Origin of the sequence: Enterobacter sp. MGH 4, from assembly GCF_000534735.1 — a bacterium.
Taxonomy (GTDB): Bacteria; Pseudomonadota; Gammaproteobacteria; order Enterobacterales; family Enterobacteriaceae; genus Enterobacter; species Enterobacter intestinihominis.
In genome coordinates, this window is the sequence record NZ_KI973289.1 from 881,393 (window position 1) to 899,659 (window position 18,267).

The following is an 18,267-nucleotide window of genomic DNA, read 5'->3' on the forward strand; positions in this document are numbered from 1 at the left end:
GCGGGGTTTTTTGTTTAATCCCTCGCGTTGGACCATTCCTAAATTTATCAATTTGGGTTGTTATCAAAACGTTACGACATCTTTGTGTTATCTTTAATTACAGCCCTGATGATTGTCAGGACATCCCTGTTTTTAAGGAGGAGCTTATGTCGTTAACCCTACGCGAAGCCAGTAAGGACACATTACAGGCGGAAAATAAAACCTGGCGCTACTACAGCTTACCGCTGGCTGCCAGGACGCTTGGGGACATTTCGCGGTTACCCAAGTCGTTGAAAGTACTACTGGAAAACCTCTTGCGCTGGCAAGATGGCGACTCGGTTACCGAGGAGGATATCCAGGCTGTGGCAGGGTGGCTGAAAAATGCTCACGCAGACAAAGAAATTGCCTACCGCCCGGCCAGGGTATTGATGCAGGATTTCACCGGCGTGCCGGCGGTTGTGGACTTGGCCGCCATGCGTGAAGCTGTTAAGCGTCTCGGGGGCGATACGGCTAAGGTGAACCCGCTCTCACCGGTAGACCTCGTCATCGACCACTCCGTCACCGTCGATCACTTTGGTGACGACGATGCTTTCGGTGAAAACGTCCGTCTGGAGATGGAACGTAACCATGAACGCTATGTCTTCCTCAAATGGGGTCAGCAGGCGTTCAGCCGCTTCAGCGTTGTTCCACCAGGCACCGGCATTTGTCACCAGGTCAACCTGGAATATCTCGGCAAAGCCGTCTGGAGTGAATTGCAGGATAAAGAATGGGTGGCTTACCCGGATACGCTGGTGGGCACCGATTCACACACGACCATGATTAACGGCCTTGGCGTTCTGGGCTGGGGCGTCGGTGGTATTGAAGCGGAAGCGGCCATGCTCGGCCAGCCGGTATCGATGCTCATTCCCGATGTGGTGGGCTTTAAGCTGACCGGTAAATTGTCCGAAGGCATTACCGCCACGGATCTGGTTCTGACGGTCACCCAGATGCTGCGTAAGCATGGCGTGGTGGGTAAATTCGTTGAATTTTATGGTGATGGTCTGGATTCACTGCCGCTGGCGGACCGGGCCACCATCGCCAACATGGCGCCGGAATATGGTGCGACCTGCGGCTTTTTCCCGATTGATAGCGTTACGCTTGAGTATATGCGCCTCAGTGGTCGCAGCGAGGAGCAGGTGGCGCTCGTAGAGGCCTACACCAAAGCGCAGGGCATGTGGCGTAACCCGGGTGACGAGCCGGTATTTACCAGCACGCTGGAACTGGATATGGGCACCGTTGAGGCAAGCCTCGCAGGGCCGAAACGACCGCAGGACCGCGTCGCCCTGAGCAACGTTCCGAAAGCCTTTGCCGCCAGCAATGAGCTGGAGGTTAACGCCGCGCAAAAAGATCACCGTCCTGTGGACTATGTTCTGAACGGGCATCAGTATCAGCTCCCTGACGGCGCCGTGGTGATCGCCGCTATCACCTCCTGTACCAACACGTCCAACCCGAGTGTGCTGATGGCAGCCGGGCTGCTAGCGAAAAAAGCGGTAGAACTGGGGCTCAAGTCACAGCCGTGGGTTAAGGCGTCGCTGGCGCCTGGTTCGAAAGTGGTTTCCGATTACCTGGCGCAGGCCAGACTCACGCCGTACCTCGACGAGTTGGGCTTTAACCTGGTGGGCTACGGCTGTACGACCTGCATCGGTAACTCTGGTCCACTGCCTGAGCCTATTGAAGTGGCGATCAAGCAGGGTGATTTGACCGTTGGCGCGGTACTTTCCGGTAACCGAAACTTTGAGGGGCGTATTCATCCGCTGGTGAAAACCAACTGGCTGGCCTCGCCGCCGCTGGTTGTAGCCTATGCTCTGGCCGGAAACATGAACATTAACCTGGCGACCGATCCGATTGGTCACGATCGCAAAAATGAACCTGTCTATCTGAAAGACATCTGGCCATCATCGCGTGAAATTGCGCGCGAGGTAGAGAAAGTTTCCACCGAGATGTTCCGCAAAGAGTATGCGGAAGTGTTCGAAGGTACAGCGGAATGGAAAGCGATCGACGTGGTGGGTTCCGATACCTATGACTGGCAGGATGATTCCACCTATATTCGTCTGTCGCCCTTCTTCGATGAGATGCTAGCGGAGCCTGCACCGCTGAAAGATATTCACGGCGCGCGCATTCTGGCGATGCTGGGCGATTCCGTCACCACTGACCATATCTCACCAGCGGGGAGCATCAAAGCGGACAGTCCGGCAGGTCGGTATCTGCAAAGCCGTGGCGTGGAACGTCGCGATTTTAACTCCTACGGTTCGCGCCGCGGTAACCACGAAGTGATGATGCGCGGGACATTTGCCAACATCCGCATTCGTAATGAAATGGTCCCGGGCGTGGAAGGGGGCATGACGCGCCACCTGCCAGATACAGAGGTCATTTCAATTTATGACGCAGCCATGAAGTATCAGCAGGAGGGTACGCCGCTGGCCGTTATTGCCGGTAAAGAGTACGGCTCTGGTTCCAGTCGCGACTGGGCGGCTAAAGGTCCACGTCTGCTCGGGGTTCGCGTGGTGATTGCCGAATCCTTTGAACGTATCCACCGCTCAAACCTGATCGGGATGGGGATCCTGCCGCTGGAGTTCCCGCAGGGCATAACGCGTAAAACGCTGGGTCTGACCGGGGAAGAGCAGATTGATATCAGCGGTCTGCAAAATCTGCAACCGGGTAAAACCGTTCCGGTGAAGTTAACGCGGGCAGATGGTACAACAGAAGTGCTGGATTGTCGGTGTCGTATTGATACGGCAACAGAGCTAACCTATTACCAGAATGACGGCATTTTACATTATGTGATTCGTAAAATGCTGGACTGATAAATCTCGCCCGGCAGAAGTGCCGGGCGTTTTGCGTTTACTCGCTCAGCAGGTGCCCCATCTTTGCAGCTTTGGTATCGAGGTAGTGCGCGTTTTTCGGATTGCGGCCAACAATCAGCGGCACGCGTTCAACGATATTGATGCCCGCTTCAGTGAGGATCTCCACTTTTTTCGGGTTATTGGTCAACAGACGCACTTCGTCCACGCCCAGCAGCTTGAACATATCTGCGCAGAGGGTGAAATCGCGCTCGTCAGCAGCAAAGCCGAGCTGATGGTTTGCTTCGACGGTATCATAGCCCTGATCCTGCAACGCGTAGGCACGGATTTTATTCAGCAGACCGATATTGCGTCCTTCCTGGCGGTGATACAGCAGCACGCCACGTCCTTCCTCTGCGATATGAGAAAGAGCGGCTTCGAGCTGGAAACCGCAGTCACAGCGCAGGCTGAAGAGCGCGTCACCGGTCAGACACTCAGAATGAACGCGGGACAGTACCGGCGTCTGCCCCGAAATGTCACCGTATACCAGGGCGACGTGATCTTGTCCGGTTGCCAGTTCTTCAAAACCCACCATCAGGAAATCGCCCCATGGGGTTGGCAGTTTGGCTTCTGCCACACGTTTAAGCTGCATGTGATTCTCCATACCAGGCTGACACGTTTCGTGCCTTTGCCCCATTTTGCTTTCTGTATTGGACTATTTTGCCACAAGCCCGGCTACTTCACCTAATCACCACCACGCTATACGGACGTTAAACGCACGATCCGACATATCCACCAGAAGGTTGAAATTCAGTTATGATTGTGGAGCTTAGTGAAAAAGGAGAGGACATGCTTTCAATTGCCAGACGCACGGCCGCAGGCGCCGCCGTATTGCTTGTTATACCCCTGATCGTTTGGTTCTCCGGCTGGATGTGGAAGCCCGGACAAAACGAGACGTGGCTGAAAGCCTTATACTGGATAACTGAGACGGTCACCCAGCCCTGGGGGATTATTACGCACGTGCTGCTCTGTGCCTGGTTCCTGTGGTGCCTGCGCTTTCGTCTTCGCGCGGCGCTGGTATTATTTGCCATTCTCGGAGGTGCCATTCTTGTCGGGCAGGGGGTGAAGTCGTGGGTGAAAGATCGCGTGCAGGAACCCCGTCCCTTTGTTATCTGGCTGGAAAAAACGCACCATATTCCGGTAGATGAGTTCTACACTTTAAAGCGTAAGGATCGCGGGGCGTTGGTGAAAGAACAGCTTGCGGAACAGCAGGATATCCCGACATTTTTACGCAAACACTGGCAAAAAGAGACCGGCTTTGCGTTTCCTTCCGGACATACGATGTTTGCTGCCAGCTGGGCGCTACTCGGCGTGGGGCTGCTTTGGCCACGTCGACGTACCCTCACGATTGCGATTTTGCTGGTCTGGGCGACAGGCGTAATGGGCAGCCGGATGCTGCTGGGGATGCACTGGCCGCGTGATTTGGTGGTGGCTACGATGATTTCGTGGGTACTGGTGACGCTGGCGACCTGGCTTGCACAACGTTTCTGTGGACCTCTGACGCCACCGCAGGAAGAGAAGGAAGAAATAGCCGAAAGGGAGTCAGGCGGAACCTGAAGCTTGATATTCCGCATTTTGACCATAAATCCATGAAGGGCGCATTACTTTTTCCGTTTCGCGCCCGCCACTAAAATGGTAGCTTATAAGGCTGATTGCAGTGAGTTGAACACGCTTTATACGCTCGAACCACATAACGGGAAGTCATGTGAAATATTTACTCATTTTCTTACTGGTGTTGGCGATTTTTGTCATTTCAGTCACATTGGGCGCGCAAAACGATCAACAGGTAAGTTTCAACTATCTGCTGGCGCAGGGCGAGTACCGGGTGTCGAGCCTGCTGGCTGTGTTATTCGCAGCGGGTTTTGTCATCGGCTGGCTTGTATGTGGCCTGTTCTGGCTTAAGGTTCGTGTTTCCCTTGTTCGCGCTGAACGTAAAATTAAACGACTTGAACATCAACTTACGCCTGCGACTGACATTCCGGCGAGCTCTGGTGTGCCGGTAGTCAAGGAATAATCGAATATGCTGGAGTTGTTGTTTCTGCTTTTGCCTGTCGCCGCAGCCTATGGCTGGTATATGGGCCGCAGAAGCGCGCAACAAACAAAACAGGATGAAGCAAACCGACTCTCCCGTGACTACGTTGCGGGGGTGAACTTCCTGCTGAGCAATCAGCAGGATAAAGCGGTCGATCTGTTCCTCGACATGCTCAAAGAGGATACCGGCACCGTAGAGGCGCATCTCACCCTGGGAAACCTGTTCCGCTCGCGCGGAGAGGTTGACCGTGCCATCCGTATCCACCAGACCCTGATGGAAAGCGCATCGTTGACCTATGAGCAACGGTTGCTGGCCGTGCAGCAGTTGGGCAGAGATTACATGGCGGCGGGCCTGTACGATCGCGCAGAAGATATGTTCTCTCAGCTGGTGGATGAGACCGATTTCCGTATCGGTGCGCTTCAGCAACTTCTGCAAATCTACCAGGCAACCAGCGACTGGCAAAAAGCGATTGATACCGCCGAACGGCTGGTCAAACTCGGCAAAGATAAACAGCGCGTCGAAATTGCCCATTTTTACTGCGAGCTGGCCCTTCAGCAAATGGGTAGCGATGACATGGATAAGGCCATGGCATTGCTAAAAAAAGGCGCCGCGGCCGATCGCAACAGCGCCCGCATCTCGATAATGATGGGGCGGGTCTTTATGGCTAATGGTGATTACGCCAAAGCCGTGGAAAGCCTGCTTCGCGTTATCGATCAGGACAAAGAGCTGGTCAGCGAAACGCTGGAAATGCTGCAAACCTGCTATCAGCAGTTAGGTAAGCAGGACGAGTGGGTTGCATTCCTGCGCCGCTGTGTTGAAGAAAACACCGGTGCCACAGCCGAGCTGATGCTGTCGGATGTCGTCGAAGAGCACGAAGGGAGTGATACCGCCCAGGTATACATTACCCGTCAGTTGCAGCGCCATCCGACGATGCGCGTCTTCCACAAGCTGATGGATTATCATCTTAACGATGCAGAAGAAGGGCGCGCTAAAGAGAGCCTGATGGTGCTGCGAGACATGGTCGGTGAACAGGTGCGGAGCAAGCCGCGCTATCGCTGCCAGAAATGCGGCTTCACCGCCTATTCGCTCTACTGGCATTGCCCTTCCTGCCGGGCCTGGTCCACCATCAAGCCAATTCGTGGTCTGGACGGGCAGTGATTTTTTAAAACACTCCATTTTAGTTACAACATACTAAAGAGTGCATTATTTCTTTCAGCACCGTGCGGTATGTGGTTCAGCAGGAAAAGCATTCGATTCTGTTCATTTACCCCGAGGGCAGGTAGAATGCACGCCGTTTATCTGTTCCGCGCCGCTGCGCGCCCATAGACGAAAAGGGCTGGTCATGACGTCTGTTACTTCCTCCACTTCCCGCGTAGTTACCGATTCTCCTGTAGTTGTTGCTCTGGATTACAATAACCGTGACGCCGCACTGGCCTTTGTTGATGGTATTGATCCCCGGGATTGCCGTCTTAAAGTAGGCAAAGAGATGTTTACGCTGTTCGGTCCGCAAATCGTCCGCGATCTGCACCAGCGTGGTTTCGACGTTTTCCTCGACCTGAAATTCCACGATATTCCGAATACCACTGCCCACGCCGTTGCTGCGGCGGCTGAACTGGGTGTGTGGATGGTTAACGTTCATGCCTCCGGTGGGGCACGTATGATGACGGCTGCGCGCGAAGCGCTGGTGCCGTTTGGCAATGACGCTCCGCTTCTTATCGCCGTCACCGTGCTGACCAGTATGGATGAATCTGACCTTCGTGACCTGGGTGTGACGTTGTCACCTGCCGAACATGCGGAGCGTCTGGCGCGCCTCACGCAACAGTGTGGGCTTGATGGCGTGGTCTGTTCAGCTCAGGAGGCGGTTCGCTTCAAATCTGAGTTAGGCCGCGAATTTAAACTGGTGACGCCAGGTATCCGTCCGGCAGGCAGCGAGTCAGGGGATCAGCGACGCATCATGACGCCAGAGCAGGCGCTGAGCGCGGGGGTAGACTATATGGTAATTGGTCGCCCGGTGACGCAATCCGCTTATCCGGCAGAGACTCTGAAAGCGATTAATGCATCACTGAAAAAGGGGGCATAATGCGTGATGCCAACACTCGTCTGGTCTATTCAACAGATACCGGGCGCATTGAAGAGCCAAAAGAGAAAGTTGAACGTCCGAAAGGTGATGGAATCGTGCGTATTCAGCGCCAGACCAGTGGCAGAAAAGGGAAAGGCGTTTGCCTTATCACCGGCATTGATCTGGATGATGCAGAGCTGGTAAAGCTCGCCGCTGAGCTTAAAAAGAAGTGCGGATGCGGTGGGGCAGTAAAAGACGGCATAATTGAGATTCAGGGCGATAAGCGGGATTTAATTAAAACGCTCCTGGAAGTCAAAGGTATGAAAGTCAAACTGGCGGGCGGTTAAAATAAATGAGCCACGGACATTGCCGTGGCTCTTTTTTTACGTGCGTAAGTCAGACCTGAAAATACAAAATATATTATTATACCGGTGAGAGCCGTTATGGTGATTATTTGCCCACCTGGTGACCGATAATACCACCTACGGCAGCACCACCTAATGTACCCAGCGTACTACCATCCGTTAATACTGCACCACCAAGCGCACCAGCACCGGCACCAATCGCGGTGTTACGGTCACGTTTAGACCAGTTAGAGCAAGCGCTCAGAGACATTGCTACAGTGATTGCCAGAACAGCGGCGGCTAATTTTTTGCTGGTAAAGGTCATAATACTTTCTCCTGAATTATCGATTCACGGAAAGGAATGCACTTTAAGTATAGACAATATCCATACTTAAATTCTGTTCCCGTGAAAGCTGGTCGCGCAGGCGTTACATCATCACGCAGGTGATAGTCACTTCCTGTTATATCGCTAATATTAATTTTACGTGTTTAGAACAGTTTCAACAGGTAAAAACTCTTAAAGGAAGGGTCGGAATACTCTCAGAGAAAGGTTTAAGTGCGCCCATTATTCGGGCGCAGCAGGATAATCAGGCCGTTTTTTTCACAATATCGACAGTCAGGCCGTCTTGTTCTAATTGCTGGCGATATTCATCGCGTAAACGCTCATCCGTAATCACACGGCTGAAGCGCGAAGCCGGACCCATCGTATAAGGGTGTACGGCGCCAAACTTAGAGCTATCGGTCAGCACAATCGCTTCACACTCTTTGGCGAGTACGGCGTTCACCACGTCTGAACGCATCATGTCGCGACCGGTAAAGCCGGTGTCGGGCTGCCAGCCGTCTATGCCAATGAATGCCTTACTGAAGTGAACCTGCTGAACATATTGACGCGTTAATGGCCCCACCATGCTTTCGCTTTTCTTCTGGTAAATGCCGCCCAGCAGAATGACCTCGCAGCGAGTTTCCTTCAACAGATGGGCGATATAGCTGCTTACGGTAATGATGGTAACGTCTTTTTGATCGGCAAGCGTGCGCGCCAGAAGGGCGTTACTGCTGCCATTTTCAATAAAGACGGTCTCACCGTTATTCACTAAGGATGCAGCAAACTCCGCCAGTTCCCGCTTGAGCGCAAAATTGTTCATCATGCGGGTTTCAACGTCGTCACTGTCCAGTGGAACGGCATATCCGTGCGCACGCCGCAGGTAGCTCTGTTTTTCCAGAAGATTCAGATCCTGACGAATGGTGACTTCAGAAACGCCGGTAGCTTTAGCGAGATCGACTACGCTTACGCGTCCCTGATCGATCACCATCTGCAAAATGATTTGTTGTCGGGAATTCATAGCATCCATTTAAAAGGCAAGGGCGAAAACGACGTGGTTACACTTCCCACGGGGCTTTTGGTTGAGTGGATTCTGATGCGTTATCAGTGCCGTTCTCAGCCAGCAGTTCAGACTTGAGGATCTCAAGATTACGGATAGCAGAGTGATAATCGCCCGCGACAAGAATATCCAGCACAGTATCAATACGCTGTGCCACGGCTGTTGCATCAATGTTAGACATAAGCTCACCCTGAAGCGAAAAGTTAATATTATCAATGATGCAGAAAATTGATTCAAAAGAGAAGGTAAAAATGCAATAACCAAAGTTCATAAATGAAAGTGACAAATTTAACCCCCGTATGTTGCGGGTTGTAGGGGTGGATTAGTCTAAAACTGCGCGCAACGCGCTTTTTTATAAGAGGAATTCGACTATGACAGTTATCAACCAGACAACCTGCACATTGTTTACTGATGCTGAACGATTCACTCAACTGGCGGCTTATTATGAGGCCGAACGGCGCACGGTGTGGATGATGTTACGTGCCACGCCACGGCCTTGCTTCAATAATGCGCTGATCGATGAGATCATGAATCTCTCCTGGCTGGTTCGCCAGTCCGGATATGTCGTTGATTTTTGGGTCACCGGATCGCTGGTCCCTGACATCTACAATACCGGCGGTGATTTACAATTCTTCGTTGAGTGCATCAAAAACAACCGACGCGAAGCGTTACGCGCCTATGCCCGGGCCTGTGTGGACTGCGTTCATGCCGCCTCACGAGGGTTCGATACCGGTGCTGTCACGCTGGCGATGGTGGAAGGAAGCGCGTTAGGGGGCGGGTTTGAAGCCGCGCTCGCGCATCATTTCATTCTGGCCCAGCGCGATGCCCGATTAGGCTTTCCGGAAATCGCGTTCAATCTGTTCCCGGGCATGGGCGGTTATTCACTGGTGGCGCGTCGTGCCGGCATGAAAATGGCAGAGGCGCTGATCTATAAAGGTGAGTCGCATACGGCGGAATGGTATGAACAGCACGGTCTTGTGGATCTCTTATTCGAGCCGTTACAGAGCTATGTTTCGGTACGGACGTTTATCGACACGCTACAGCCGAAGCTGAACGGCGTAAGGGCCATGCTGCGCGCGCGTACGCGTGTTCTGCCACTTCCGCGAAGCGAGTTGATGGACATTACAGAGGATTGGGTGGATGCCGCCTTCTGCCTTGAACCGAAGGATATCGCCTACATGGAGCGGCTGGTTATGCTGCAAAATCGCCATCAGTCGACGGGCTTACGCAAAGCCAGCTAACGGACATTCCTGGCCTGATAGCGCTTTAGCCATCGCTCGAATGCGGCTGCGGGCATGGGCTTAGCAAAAAGATAACCCTGCCGTTCGTTGACGCCATTCTTCGTCAGAAAGGCGTCTTCTTTTGCACTCTCTACCCCTTCAGCAATGACCTGCAGATTCAACGCCTGTGCCACGGCGACTATCGCGCGCACGAGCGACTGTGAAATGGACTGCTTATGGATATCCCGGACGAAGGACTGGTCAAGCTTGATGGCGTCGATAGGGAAGCGCGCCAGCTGCGACAGGGAAGAGTACCCCGTACCAAAGTCATCAAGGTGAATTTGCGCCCCCAGGCGGCTAAATTGCTGGATCACTGACAGGGCCAGCTCTTCATTTTCGATGAGACAGCTTTCGGTCAATTCCACGTCAATCGGGCAGTATTCAAAATTCAGGTCTTTCAGCGCCTGCTTCAGGTCACTGAAGATGGTCTGGTCCGCCAGCTGACGGGCGGAAACGTTGACCGCGACGCGCAGGTTGATCCCTTTGTCGCGCCATTTTGCCACCTGGCGCACCACATCGAGCATAACCCAGCGGCCAAGGGGCACTATCAGCCCTGACTCTTCCGCATAGGAGATAAATTCCATCGGCGGGATCAGGCCACGCTCTGGTGACTGCCAGCGCACCAGCGCCTCCAGACTTCTGACTTCGCCGCGCCAGGTCATTTTTGGCTGGTAGTGAATTAACAGCTGATCGTTATCCAGCGCTTTACGCAGGTTGGTATCCAGCCACAGATATTCAAATACGCGCTGGTTCATCTCTGGCGAGAAGACGCAGAATTTACCCCGGCCATTTTCCTTGGCGGTGTACATGGCGGTGTCGGCATTGCGAATGACGCTTTCCCGATCGTTACCGTGCTGGGGCGCAAGCGCGATACCAAGGGAGCAGCCGGTGTAAACCTCAATCAGCCCGATGCGGAAAGGCTGCCGCAGTCGGGTCAGAATGCGCGACGCCATAGCTTCCAGCGCGCCCTGCGAGGTATCGGTGGCCATCACGATAAACTCATCCCCACCCAGGCGCGCCAGGGTTTGTCCGTCGTCCAGGCAACTCAGGATCGCTAGCGCAACGGCCTGTAGCAGCTGGTCGCCAAACATATGCCCATAGGCATCGTTCACTTTTTTAAAGTTATCCAGATCGAGATAAACCACGCCCACCTGCGTTTCACCCCGGGAGGTGATGGCGTCGGAGATCAGCTCATGGATGGCATTTCGGTTAGGCAAACCGGTAATCGTATCCGTATTGGCGAGAACGCGCAGGCGCTCCTGGGCCCGGCGCTCTTCCGTGATGTCGGTACCTGAACAGATGAGGAAAATTTCATTTTTCCCGCTGCCGCTGTGAACGAATTTATTTCTGAAGAGAAACAGGCGTTGCCCCTTGCGGGTCTTGATCCAGCGTTCGACTTCGTAGGAGCTGCCGTTACGAAAAAAACCGGTGATGTTGCGTTTTGAGGCCGCGGCTTCGCTGCGGCTCATGAACAGTTTAAACACGTTTTGCCCGATGACTTCCTGTTCCTTCAGGCCCGTATATTCTTCACTTAAACGGTTGAAGCGCTGAATATTCCCGTTCTGGTCGAGGATGACAATTACGGAATTAGCTTCGGACACCACCTGTTCGGCGAAGGAGAGTCCCTGCGCCAGATCGCGCGCCACGGAAGGCGTGTCGTTCCATGCTGATGCCGTTCCCGCCCACTCATTTTTGTTAATTTTACGACCGACAAGATGGACGGGAACGTCCAAACCATACAAGGGAAGGGTCATGGCAATGCTGGCGGTGATAACGGTGAGCTGGCGAATCAGAGCGGCCTGCTCATCGTCCAGCGCAACCACCTGAACGATGTCAGCGCTTTCACTGGCAGCAAGATGCAGAGCATTGCTGTCTGCTGTTAGTCGCCACCAGGGGCTATGCGTACCCATGTAACGAAACAGCAAATTCTGCTCCAGATCGTCCATCCCGTTTTCTCCCGCGGCTGCTGAGTAGCGCACAAATTATTCATTTGCAGTCGACTATGACGGCTCTTTTTACTGTAGATAATTCTGGCGAAATGTGGCGGTGGGAAACAGAAAAGTGTGAGGAAAAACGATGATTTTGCGAGAGATAATACTGGGGAGAACTCCCGGCCATCCCTGAACGGAACGGCCGGGAGTCTACGCGGTTATCAGGCGACAGGGCGCGCGATAATGCTGCGGGTTTCCATGCGGACTTCAGCGATGTTTACATCAATCACGTCAGTGACTTTGTAAACCGTTTCGCCTTTAATTTGCACGGTTCCGTTTTCCTGGCTACAAACCAGTTCGTCGCGAACGGCATGCAGGAACGGGGCAGGAATAAAGGCAACGGCGCCATTATCCACCAGACGCACGCGCATACCGCCGCGGCTGATGTCAATGATTTCAGCCGGGAAACGGGTGTCAGTCCCTGCCTTATCATTCAGGAAGCGCGCGTACAACCAGTCGCCGACATCACGCTCCGCCATACGGTTGAGACGGCGACGTTCTGCCATCTGCAATGTCGTATCATCCTGTGGGCGGGCAACTGATTCCCCTTTGATGATCGCTTTCAGCAGACGATGGTTAACCATGTCGCCGTACTTACGGATCGGGGAGGTCCAGGTCGCGTAAGCCTCGAGGCCAAGGCCGAAGTGCGGGCCTGGCTCGGTGCTGATTTCCGCAAAGGACTGGAAGCGGCGAATACGGCTGTCGAGGAACCCTGACGGCTGTGCGTCCAGCTCGCGGCGCAGTTTGCAGAAACCTTGCAGGGTCAGCACTTCCTCAGGATCGACGTGTACGTCATGGGTTTTCAGCAGGGCAGCCAGCGCTTCAGTGTTCGCCGGATCAAACCCGGTGTGCACGTTGTAAATGCCAAAGCCTAATTTGTCGCGCAGCACGCGTGCAGCACAAATGTTGGCGGAGATCATCGCTTCTTCAACGATACGGTTGGCAATACGGCGTGGCTCGGCGACGATGTTGAGCACTTCGCCTTTTTCCCCCAGCACAAAGCGGTAGTCCGGGCGGTCCTTAAATACCAGGGCGTGGGTCTGGCGCCACTCACTGCGGCTCTGGCAGACGCGATGCAGCAGACGAATTTGCGCAGCGATATTATCGGATTCAGGCTTCCAGCTGCCGGTATTTTCCAGCCAGTCGGACACGTTGTCATAAGCCAGTTTAGCTTTGGATTCGATGGTGGCGGCGAAGAATTCGATATCTTCTTCAATGGTACCGTCAGCCGCGATGGTCATGCGGCAGGCCAGTACCGGACGCACTTCATGGGGACGCAGGGAGCAGAGATCGTCGGAAAGCTCGCGCGGCAGCATCGGGATGTTGAAGCCCGGCAGGTAGTTGGTGAACGAACGCACTTTGGCCATTTCGTCCAGCTTGCTGCCTTCGACAATCCATGCGGTAGGGTCGGCGATGGCAACGGTCAGATGCATTTTGCCATCCGCTGCCTCTTCGGCATACAGCGCATCGTCCATATCCTCGGTGCTGGCGCTGTCGATGGTGACAAAGTCCAGCGCTGTCAGATCGCGACGCTCAAGACCTTCGTCCTGCATTTTGGTCGCGACGCCATCCGGCGCTTCTTTTTCGAGGTTGTGGCGCGCCAGCGTCACCCACCATGGGACGAAATGGTCGTCGCCAAAGGTGATGAACTGGGTCAGCTCGGCGTAGAAACCGCGATCGCCTTTTAAAGGATGACGGCGCATTTCGGCAACCGCCCAGTCACCCTCGACAAAGTCATGCTCAACGCCACGCGCGGCGCGGCAAGGGATGGCATCTTTCAGGAGAGGATGATCCGGTACGATAGAAAGACGATCGTCTTTTTTATGCACTTTCCCGACAAAGCGGGTCAGGAAAGGTTCGATCAGTGCTTCCGGCTCGGCAGACTCTCGTTCCTTTTCGGTATGAATAACGGCCGAAATGCGGTCGCCATGCATCACTTTCTTCATCTGAGGAGGCGGAATGAAGTAGCTCTTCTGTCCGTCAACTTCAAGAAAGCCAAAGCCCTTTTCCGTGGCTTTTACGACCCCTTCTGCACGGGGCGTCTGGGAATGTAGTTGCTGTTTAAGCTGCGCTAGCAGCGGGTTGTCCTGAAACATAATGTTCTATTTTCGTAGCCATTGAGCGGCTGACAGTTTTACGCGATTCTCACTGCTACAGCAAGCGCTCTTTAGGTAAAGCGTGTGGTTATTCCTCTTTGCCAAGCGCCACGCGAAGACGGTCCAGCCAGCCATTAAAAGCGCCGTGGGTTAACAGGTTAATTGCCTTGCCCGGCGGGATACCGGCCTCCGTGAGAGGCGTTAACTGGGCGGCGCTAAAACGATCGGGAGACGTAAGCAGCAGCGCATGGGCGGCTGAGAGCGATGCAGATGGCTGGGCTTCGCTTTGTGGGTGGTTAACCAGTATCTCGCCCGTCAGATTCAGCAGCATCGGCTCATGGCAGAGAACCGGCGTGAGCGCTGAAAGCGGAGGTTCGGCCTGCCAGCGTGAGAGCGCCTCAAGTTGAACCGCACTGGCATATTTTAGTTCGACTACGGGCTGGGTGGCTGTCCATCGGGTAAAGCTCAGCGGTAGTGTATGGGGCTGAATGTGGTGTCCCGGTAGCCAGCGTACCGGATGGCCAAGCAGCGCCTGAAACACTGCAACCGCCCGCGCCTGAAAACCAGTAAAGCCGATGATCTGGTTGATAAGCACAATGTCATACGTTGTCAGTCCCACCTCATCAAGCTGAGTTTGCGCTTTATCGTCAATGACGTCCGGAGAGCTCGCCAGCTGGCGGGCATACTGAGTGATTTCTGCAAGGCGTCGATTGCTTTCCCGGGAAGAGTCGGGGCCCGGAAGGGGGGCGAGGAGCGCCGCGTAGTGGTTACAGAGCCGCTGGACGCCACACGCCTGGGAAACCGTCAACGCCGTGCTCAGTCTGTCGTAGGCGCTAAGCGTGTGCAGACGGTTTACGGGAGTATCGAGCGGGAATAAGAGGCGGCACAAGGTTCGGGCTGGCGTAAGCCACCCACAACAGCTTGCGGCAATGTCGTCAGGCAGGGCTAAATCGAGCAAAAAACGATCGTCGACGTTAGCGGCTTCAGGCACCAGCGGCAGAACGTCCGTCTGCGAATGATTCGACTGGGTTTCGTGATACCAGTGGCCTTTGCCGGAAAAACGGCGTTGTTCCATGGGCGTTCCTTGATCTCAAAATGGCGATCAATATCCTGGCGTAAGGCGGATGAGGGGAAAAATATTGTTAGGTGATAACAAATAGCAGAACGGAATAACGAAGTGCGGGGAGGGGAGAAAACTCTCTTCCCAGGCGGGAAGAGAGTAACAGACTTATTTGATTTCCAGCTCGTTCATGGCAGCGATGTTGAAGCCGCCGTCCACGTGAACCACTTCGCCGGAGATACCTGCGGAAAGGTCAGAGCACAGGAATGCCGCAGAGTTACCCACATCTTCGATGGTAACGGTACGACGAATCGGGGTAACCGCTTCGCAATGTGCCAGCATTTTACGGAAATCTTTGATACCGGAAGCGGCCAGAGTACGGATTGGACCCGCAGAAATTGCGTTAACACGCACGCCTTCAGGACCCATTGCGTTCGCCATATAGCGCACGTTGGCTTCCAGAGACGCTTTCGCCAGACCCATAACGTTGTAGTTAGGAATAGCGCGTTCTGCGCCCAGGTAGGACAGGGTCAGCAGGGCGGCGCCCGGGTTCAGCATCGCGCGGCAGGATTTTGCCATCGCAACGAAGCTGTAGGAGCTGATGTCATGGGCGATTTTGAAGCCATCACGGGTAACCGCGTTCACGTAATCGCCGTCCAGCTGGTCGCCCGGAGCGAAGCCGATGGAGTGAACGAAACCGTCGAATTTCGGCCATGCTTTAGCCAGTTCAGCAAACATGCCATCAATGCTTTCGTCTTGTGCAACGTCACATTCCAGAACAATGCTGGAACCCAGCTGCGCGGCAAATTCTTCAACACGGCCTTTCAGCTTGTCGTTCTGGTAGGTGAACGCCAGCTCAGCGCCTTCGCGATGCATTGCTTGTGCGATGCCGTATGCGATGGACAGTTTGCTGGCAACGCCAGTTACCAGAATGCGCTTACCGGAAAGAAAACCCATAGCTTTAATCCTTATATTCATTGCTTATTTTGCCTTGTAATTCATAGCGTTACAGGCAGTATTTCAAAATCATTCGAAATTAGCTCGAAATTATAGCCCACTCACAGCCCCTTGTGTCACGATATTTCTCGCTCACGTGCCGTGACTGGGCGCACGAAAGACGTTGAACTGACTCTTTATCAGGCTATTTCGTGTGTATTCCAGCAGTATATCACCGGGGGCTGGGTTCGCCTCATCCAACCAGAGGTTGGCCAGAAGCTTCACGCTAAGACGGCCGGATATTAATTCGCTGGCGAGGGGATTCGGGCAATAACCTTAATTTCAAAATCAAATCCGGCCAGCCAGTTAACGCCGATAGCCGTCCAGTTTGGGTAAGGTGGCTGTGGAAACACCAGTTTTTTCACCTTCATGATGACGGGGAACTGGTTTTCTGGATCGGTATGAAACGTCGTGACATCAATCAGATCGTCAAAAGTGCATCCTGCGGCGGTCAAAGTCGCCTGTAAATTATCGAATGCCAACTGCACCTGAGCGGCGAAATCAGGCTCAGGCGTGCCATCGCTGCGGCTGCCGACCTGACCGGAAACAAATAACAGATCGCCAGAGCGAATGGCAGCCGAATAGCCATGCTCATCATAAAGGGCATGTCGATTGTCAGGGAAGACAGGATTACGTGGATGCATGGCATTTCCTTTTCTGTAAGAGGCGTTGTTGTGGTTACTTAAGAGAAGTAACATACGCAATGTATGTGAAAAAAATGTAATTCACATACGCCGCGTATGTCAAATTAAAAATATCGCTTTTATAGGAAGTTCTATGGCTACAAAACGTCGTGCTGAAACAGCTCAGGAAAATCGCGAAAAATTGATTCATGCGGCGCGAAAGGCGTTTGCTGAGAAAGGCTTTGCTGCAGCGTCGATGGATGAACTGACGGCAAGCGTGGGGTTAACGCGCGGTGCGCTGTATCATAATTTCAGAGATAAGAAAGGGTTACTGGCGGCGGTGGTCGCGCAGATAGACAGCGAAATGGCGGGCAACGCGAAAGCCGTTGCCGCGGCCACAGACGATGATTGGGAGAGACTGCTGGCGGAAGGCATCGCCTACATCAACATGGCGCTCGTTCCGGAAGTTCAGCGTATCGTGCTTCTTGACGGTCCGGCCGTTCTGGGCGATCCGGCGCAATGGCCCAGCCAGAACAGCTGTCTTGAGTCGACCCGCCAGACCATCGAAAAATTAATCGAACGCAACGTGCTTAAAAAAATGGATGCGAAAGTCGCAGCCCATCTGTTGAACGGCGTTGCGCTGAATGCTGCCTTGATGATTGCCGCGAGTGATGAGCCGCAGAAGACGCTGCCGCATGCCATTGAGGTGTTTACTCTGCTGGCAAGCGGGTTACGCAACGGCTAACGATCTTTCCGCCACGCATCGGCCGTCAATGCTTCACCAAAGTGTCCGGCAATCAGGCGTTTTGTCAGGTCGTGGAGCGGGGAGGCCAGCACGTCAGCGGTACTGCCGCGCTCAACGACTTCACCCTGGTGCATCACCAGCACCTGATCGCTGATGTGCTTCATCATGCCCAGGTGCTGAGTCACGTAGATATACGATATCCCCTGCTTTTCCTGTAGCTCCAGCATCAGGTTGATGAGTTGCGAACGCATCGACATGTCCAGCGACGCCAGCGCTTCGTCGGCGATAATGACCTTCGGGCGCAGGATCAGCGCGCGGGCCAGTCCGAGACGCTGTTTTTGGCCCGGGGCCAGCATGTGGGGGTAATAGCTGACATGGTCGGGCAGGAGACCTACCAGACGCAGGGTTTCGACAATCCGTTTGCGACGCGCTTCCGGCTCCAGGTCGGTATTCAACCGCAGCGGGAAATCCAGGATCTGCGAAATACGCTGGCGCGGGTTGAGGGACGTTGACGGATCCTGAAAAATCATCCGAATGCGCTGGCTGCGGAAAGAGTAATCACCAAATTCCAGAGGATGATCGTCAATCAGTATTTCACCGCCGCTTGGCTCAACCATACCCGTGAGCATTTTTGCCAGGGTCGATTTGCCCGAGCCGTTTTCACCGATAATCGCCAGCGTCTGCTTTTCGCGCAGCGTAAAGCTCAGCGGTTTAACCGCCTCGACGGTCTGACGGTGAAACAGGCCGGTGCGATAGCGAAAGGTCTTACTCAGGTTACGCACTTCCAGTAAGGTTTCGACCATT

General features: G+C 53.9%; 18 protein-coding genes. 8 read left to right on the forward strand and 10 right to left on the reverse strand.

All coding sequences use genetic code 11. The annotated features are described in order from the left end of the window. Positions 1-146 precede the first annotated feature (146 nt). Positions 147-2,822: an aconitate hydratase AcnA gene (gene acnA / locus L350_RS18165; protein ID WP_032624127.1), complete on the forward strand. Its 2,676-nt coding sequence runs from the start codon at positions 147-149 to the stop codon at positions 2,820-2,822. A gap of 37 nt (positions 2,823-2,859) precedes the next feature. On the opposite strand, the gene ribA is transcribed toward acnA, so the two are convergent. Next, complete coding sequence (gene ribA, locus L350_RS18160; protein ID WP_013096372.1) at positions 2,860-3,450, reverse strand: GTP cyclohydrolase II; 591 nt, start codon at positions 3,448-3,450, stop codon at positions 2,860-2,862. Positions 3,451-3,647: 197 nt separating this feature from the next. Here ribA and pgpB point away from each other — a divergent pair, with 197 nt between their 5' ends. The 5 genes from pgpB to yciH all read left to right on the forward strand — a co-directional run bounded on the left by pgpB (position 3,648) and on the right by yciH (position 7,296). Continuing rightward, positions 3,648-4,415, forward strand: coding sequence for a phosphatidylglycerophosphatase B (pgpB, locus tag L350_RS18155; protein WP_032624128.1), 768 nt, complete (start codon positions 3,648-3,650; stop codon positions 4,413-4,415). Positions 4,416-4,563: 148 nt separating this feature from the next. Beyond that, positions 4,564-4,872, forward strand: a complete 309-nt coding sequence (locus tag L350_RS18150) for a LapA family protein (RefSeq protein ID WP_006810839.1) — start codon at positions 4,564-4,566, stop codon at positions 4,870-4,872. A 6-nt stretch (positions 4,873-4,878) separates the two neighbouring features. Then, positions 4,879-6,048 (forward strand): lipopolysaccharide assembly protein LapB, encoded by a 1,170-nt coding sequence (gene lapB, locus L350_RS18145; protein WP_003856819.1) that lies wholly within the window; start codon positions 4,879-4,881, stop codon positions 6,046-6,048. A gap of 184 nt (positions 6,049-6,232) precedes the next feature. Beyond that, positions 6,233-6,970, forward strand: a complete 738-nt coding sequence (gene pyrF / locus L350_RS18140) for an orotidine-5'-phosphate decarboxylase (RefSeq protein WP_032624129.1) — start codon at positions 6,233-6,235, stop codon at positions 6,968-6,970. After that, on the forward strand, positions 6,970-7,296 hold the full coding sequence (yciH, locus tag L350_RS18135) for a stress response translation initiation inhibitor YciH (RefSeq protein WP_032624130.1): 327 nt from the start codon (positions 6,970-6,972) through the stop codon (positions 7,294-7,296). Before pyrF ends, yciH begins: the two co-directional genes overlap by 1 nt. Positions 7,297-7,399: 103 nt before the next feature. Here the strand turns inward: yciH and osmB are convergent, their stop codons facing one another. The 3 genes from osmB to L350_RS0122200 all read right to left on the reverse strand — a co-directional run bounded on the left by osmB (position 7,400) and on the right by L350_RS0122200 (position 8,853). Then, positions 7,400-7,618 (reverse strand): osmotically-inducible lipoprotein OsmB, encoded by a 219-nt coding sequence (gene osmB / locus L350_RS18130; RefSeq protein ID WP_003856823.1) that lies wholly within the window; start codon positions 7,616-7,618, stop codon positions 7,400-7,402. A gap of 262 nt (positions 7,619-7,880) precedes the next feature. Beyond that, a complete protein-coding gene (locus tag L350_RS18125; RefSeq protein WP_022648316.1) occupies positions 7,881-8,633 on the reverse strand; it encodes a DNA-binding transcriptional regulator YciT in 753 nt (250 codons plus the stop codon). A 37-nt stretch (positions 8,634-8,670) separates the two neighbouring features. After that, the gene (locus L350_RS0122200; RefSeq protein WP_022648315.1) at positions 8,671-8,853 is read right to left on the reverse strand and encodes a YciZ family protein; all 183 of its coding nucleotides are present in this window, start codon (positions 8,851-8,853) and stop codon (positions 8,671-8,673) included. A gap of 190 nt (positions 8,854-9,043) precedes the next feature. On the opposite strand from L350_RS0122200, the gene L350_RS18120 reads away from it, so the two are divergent. Beyond that, the gene (locus tag L350_RS18120; RefSeq protein ID WP_032624131.1) at positions 9,044-9,913 is read left to right on the forward strand and encodes a crotonase/enoyl-CoA hydratase family protein; all 870 of its coding nucleotides are present in this window, start codon (positions 9,044-9,046) and stop codon (positions 9,911-9,913) included. Here the strand turns inward: L350_RS18120 and pdeR are convergent. The 5 genes from pdeR to L350_RS18095 form a co-directional block, all read right to left on the reverse strand. After that, the gene (pdeR, locus tag L350_RS18115; RefSeq protein WP_032624132.1) at positions 9,910-11,898 is read right to left on the reverse strand and encodes a cyclic di-GMP phosphodiesterase; all 1,989 of its coding nucleotides are present in this window, start codon (positions 11,896-11,898) and stop codon (positions 9,910-9,912) included. The two genes, L350_RS18120 and pdeR, sit on opposite strands and share 4 nt — an antisense overlap. A 206-nt stretch (positions 11,899-12,104) precedes the next feature. Continuing rightward, on the reverse strand, positions 12,105-14,039 hold the full coding sequence (locus tag L350_RS18110; RefSeq protein ID WP_032624133.1) for an exoribonuclease II: 1,935 nt from the start codon (positions 14,037-14,039) through the stop codon (positions 12,105-12,107). A gap of 88 nt (positions 14,040-14,127) precedes the next feature. Then, positions 14,128-15,114 (reverse strand): oxidoreductase, encoded by a 987-nt coding sequence (locus L350_RS18105; protein ID WP_032624134.1) that lies wholly within the window; start codon positions 15,112-15,114, stop codon positions 14,128-14,130. A 153-nt stretch (positions 15,115-15,267) separates the two neighbouring features. Beyond that, positions 15,268-16,056 (reverse strand): enoyl-ACP reductase FabI, encoded by a 789-nt coding sequence (gene fabI / locus L350_RS18100; protein ID WP_003856831.1) that lies wholly within the window; start codon positions 16,054-16,056, stop codon positions 15,268-15,270. 281 nt (positions 16,057-16,337) lie between these two features. Continuing rightward, positions 16,338-16,739 (reverse strand): RidA family protein, encoded by a 402-nt coding sequence (locus L350_RS18095; RefSeq protein ID WP_032624135.1) that lies wholly within the window; start codon positions 16,737-16,739, stop codon positions 16,338-16,340. A gap of 133 nt (positions 16,740-16,872) precedes the next feature. Between L350_RS18095 and L350_RS18090 the strand changes: the two genes are divergently transcribed. Next, the gene (locus L350_RS18090) at positions 16,873-17,463 is read left to right on the forward strand and encodes a TetR/AcrR family transcriptional regulator (protein ID WP_022648309.1); all 591 of its coding nucleotides are present in this window, start codon (positions 16,873-16,875) and stop codon (positions 17,461-17,463) included. Here the strand turns inward: L350_RS18090 and sapF are convergent. Next, positions 17,460-18,266: a putrescine export ABC transporter ATP-binding protein SapF gene (sapF, locus tag L350_RS18085; protein WP_032624136.1), complete on the reverse strand. Its 807-nt coding sequence runs from the start codon at positions 18,264-18,266 to the stop codon at positions 17,460-17,462. The genes L350_RS18090 and sapF overlap by 4 nt on opposite strands. Position 18,267: the final 1 nt, after the last annotated feature.

Bases quoted from the DNA above. Each gene is read 5' to 3' on its own strand.
- L350_RS18105 (WP_032624134.1), bottom strand. From the start codon at position 15,114: ATGGAACAACGCCGTTTTTCCGGCAAAGGCCACTGGTATCACGAAACC.
- sapF (WP_032624136.1), bottom strand. From the start codon at position 18,266: ATGGTCGAAACCTTACTGGAAGTGCGTAACCTGAGTAAGACCTTTCGC.
- L350_RS18120 (WP_032624131.1), top strand. From the start codon at position 9,044: ATGACAGTTATCAACCAGACAACCTGCACATTGTTTACTGATGCTGAA.
- L350_RS18125 (WP_022648316.1), bottom strand. From the start codon at position 8,633: ATGAATTCCCGACAACAAATCATTTTGCAGATGGTGATCGATCAGGGA.
- pdeR (WP_032624132.1), bottom strand. From the start codon at position 11,898: ATGGACGATCTGGAGCAGAATTTGCTGTTTCGTTACATGGGTACGCAT.
- pyrF (WP_032624129.1), top strand. From the start codon at position 6,233: ATGACGTCTGTTACTTCCTCCACTTCCCGCGTAGTTACCGATTCTCCT.
- yciH (WP_032624130.1), top strand. From the start codon at position 6,970: ATGCGTGATGCCAACACTCGTCTGGTCTATTCAACAGATACCGGGCGC.
- ribA (WP_013096372.1), bottom strand. From the start codon at position 3,450: ATGCAGCTTAAACGTGTGGCAGAAGCCAAACTGCCAACCCCATGGGGC.
- fabI (WP_003856831.1), bottom strand. From the start codon at position 16,056: ATGGGTTTTCTTTCCGGTAAGCGCATTCTGGTAACTGGCGTTGCCAGC.
- lapB (WP_003856819.1), top strand. From the start codon at position 4,879: ATGCTGGAGTTGTTGTTTCTGCTTTTGCCTGTCGCCGCAGCCTATGGC.
- pgpB (WP_032624128.1), top strand. From the start codon at position 3,648: ATGCTTTCAATTGCCAGACGCACGGCCGCAGGCGCCGCCGTATTGCTT.
- L350_RS18110 (WP_032624133.1), bottom strand. From the start codon at position 14,039: ATGTTTCAGGACAACCCGCTGCTAGCGCAGCTTAAACAGCAACTACAT.
- L350_RS0122200 (WP_022648315.1), bottom strand. From the start codon at position 8,853: ATGTCTAACATTGATGCAACAGCCGTGGCACAGCGTATTGATACTGTG.
- acnA (WP_032624127.1), top strand. From the start codon at position 147: ATGTCGTTAACCCTACGCGAAGCCAGTAAGGACACATTACAGGCGGAA.
- L350_RS18095 (WP_032624135.1), bottom strand. From the start codon at position 16,739: ATGCATCCACGTAATCCTGTCTTCCCTGACAATCGACATGCCCTTTAT.
- osmB (WP_003856823.1), bottom strand. From the start codon at position 7,618: ATGACCTTTACCAGCAAAAAATTAGCCGCCGCTGTTCTGGCAATCACT.
- L350_RS18090 (WP_022648309.1), top strand. From the start codon at position 16,873: ATGGCTACAAAACGTCGTGCTGAAACAGCTCAGGAAAATCGCGAAAAA.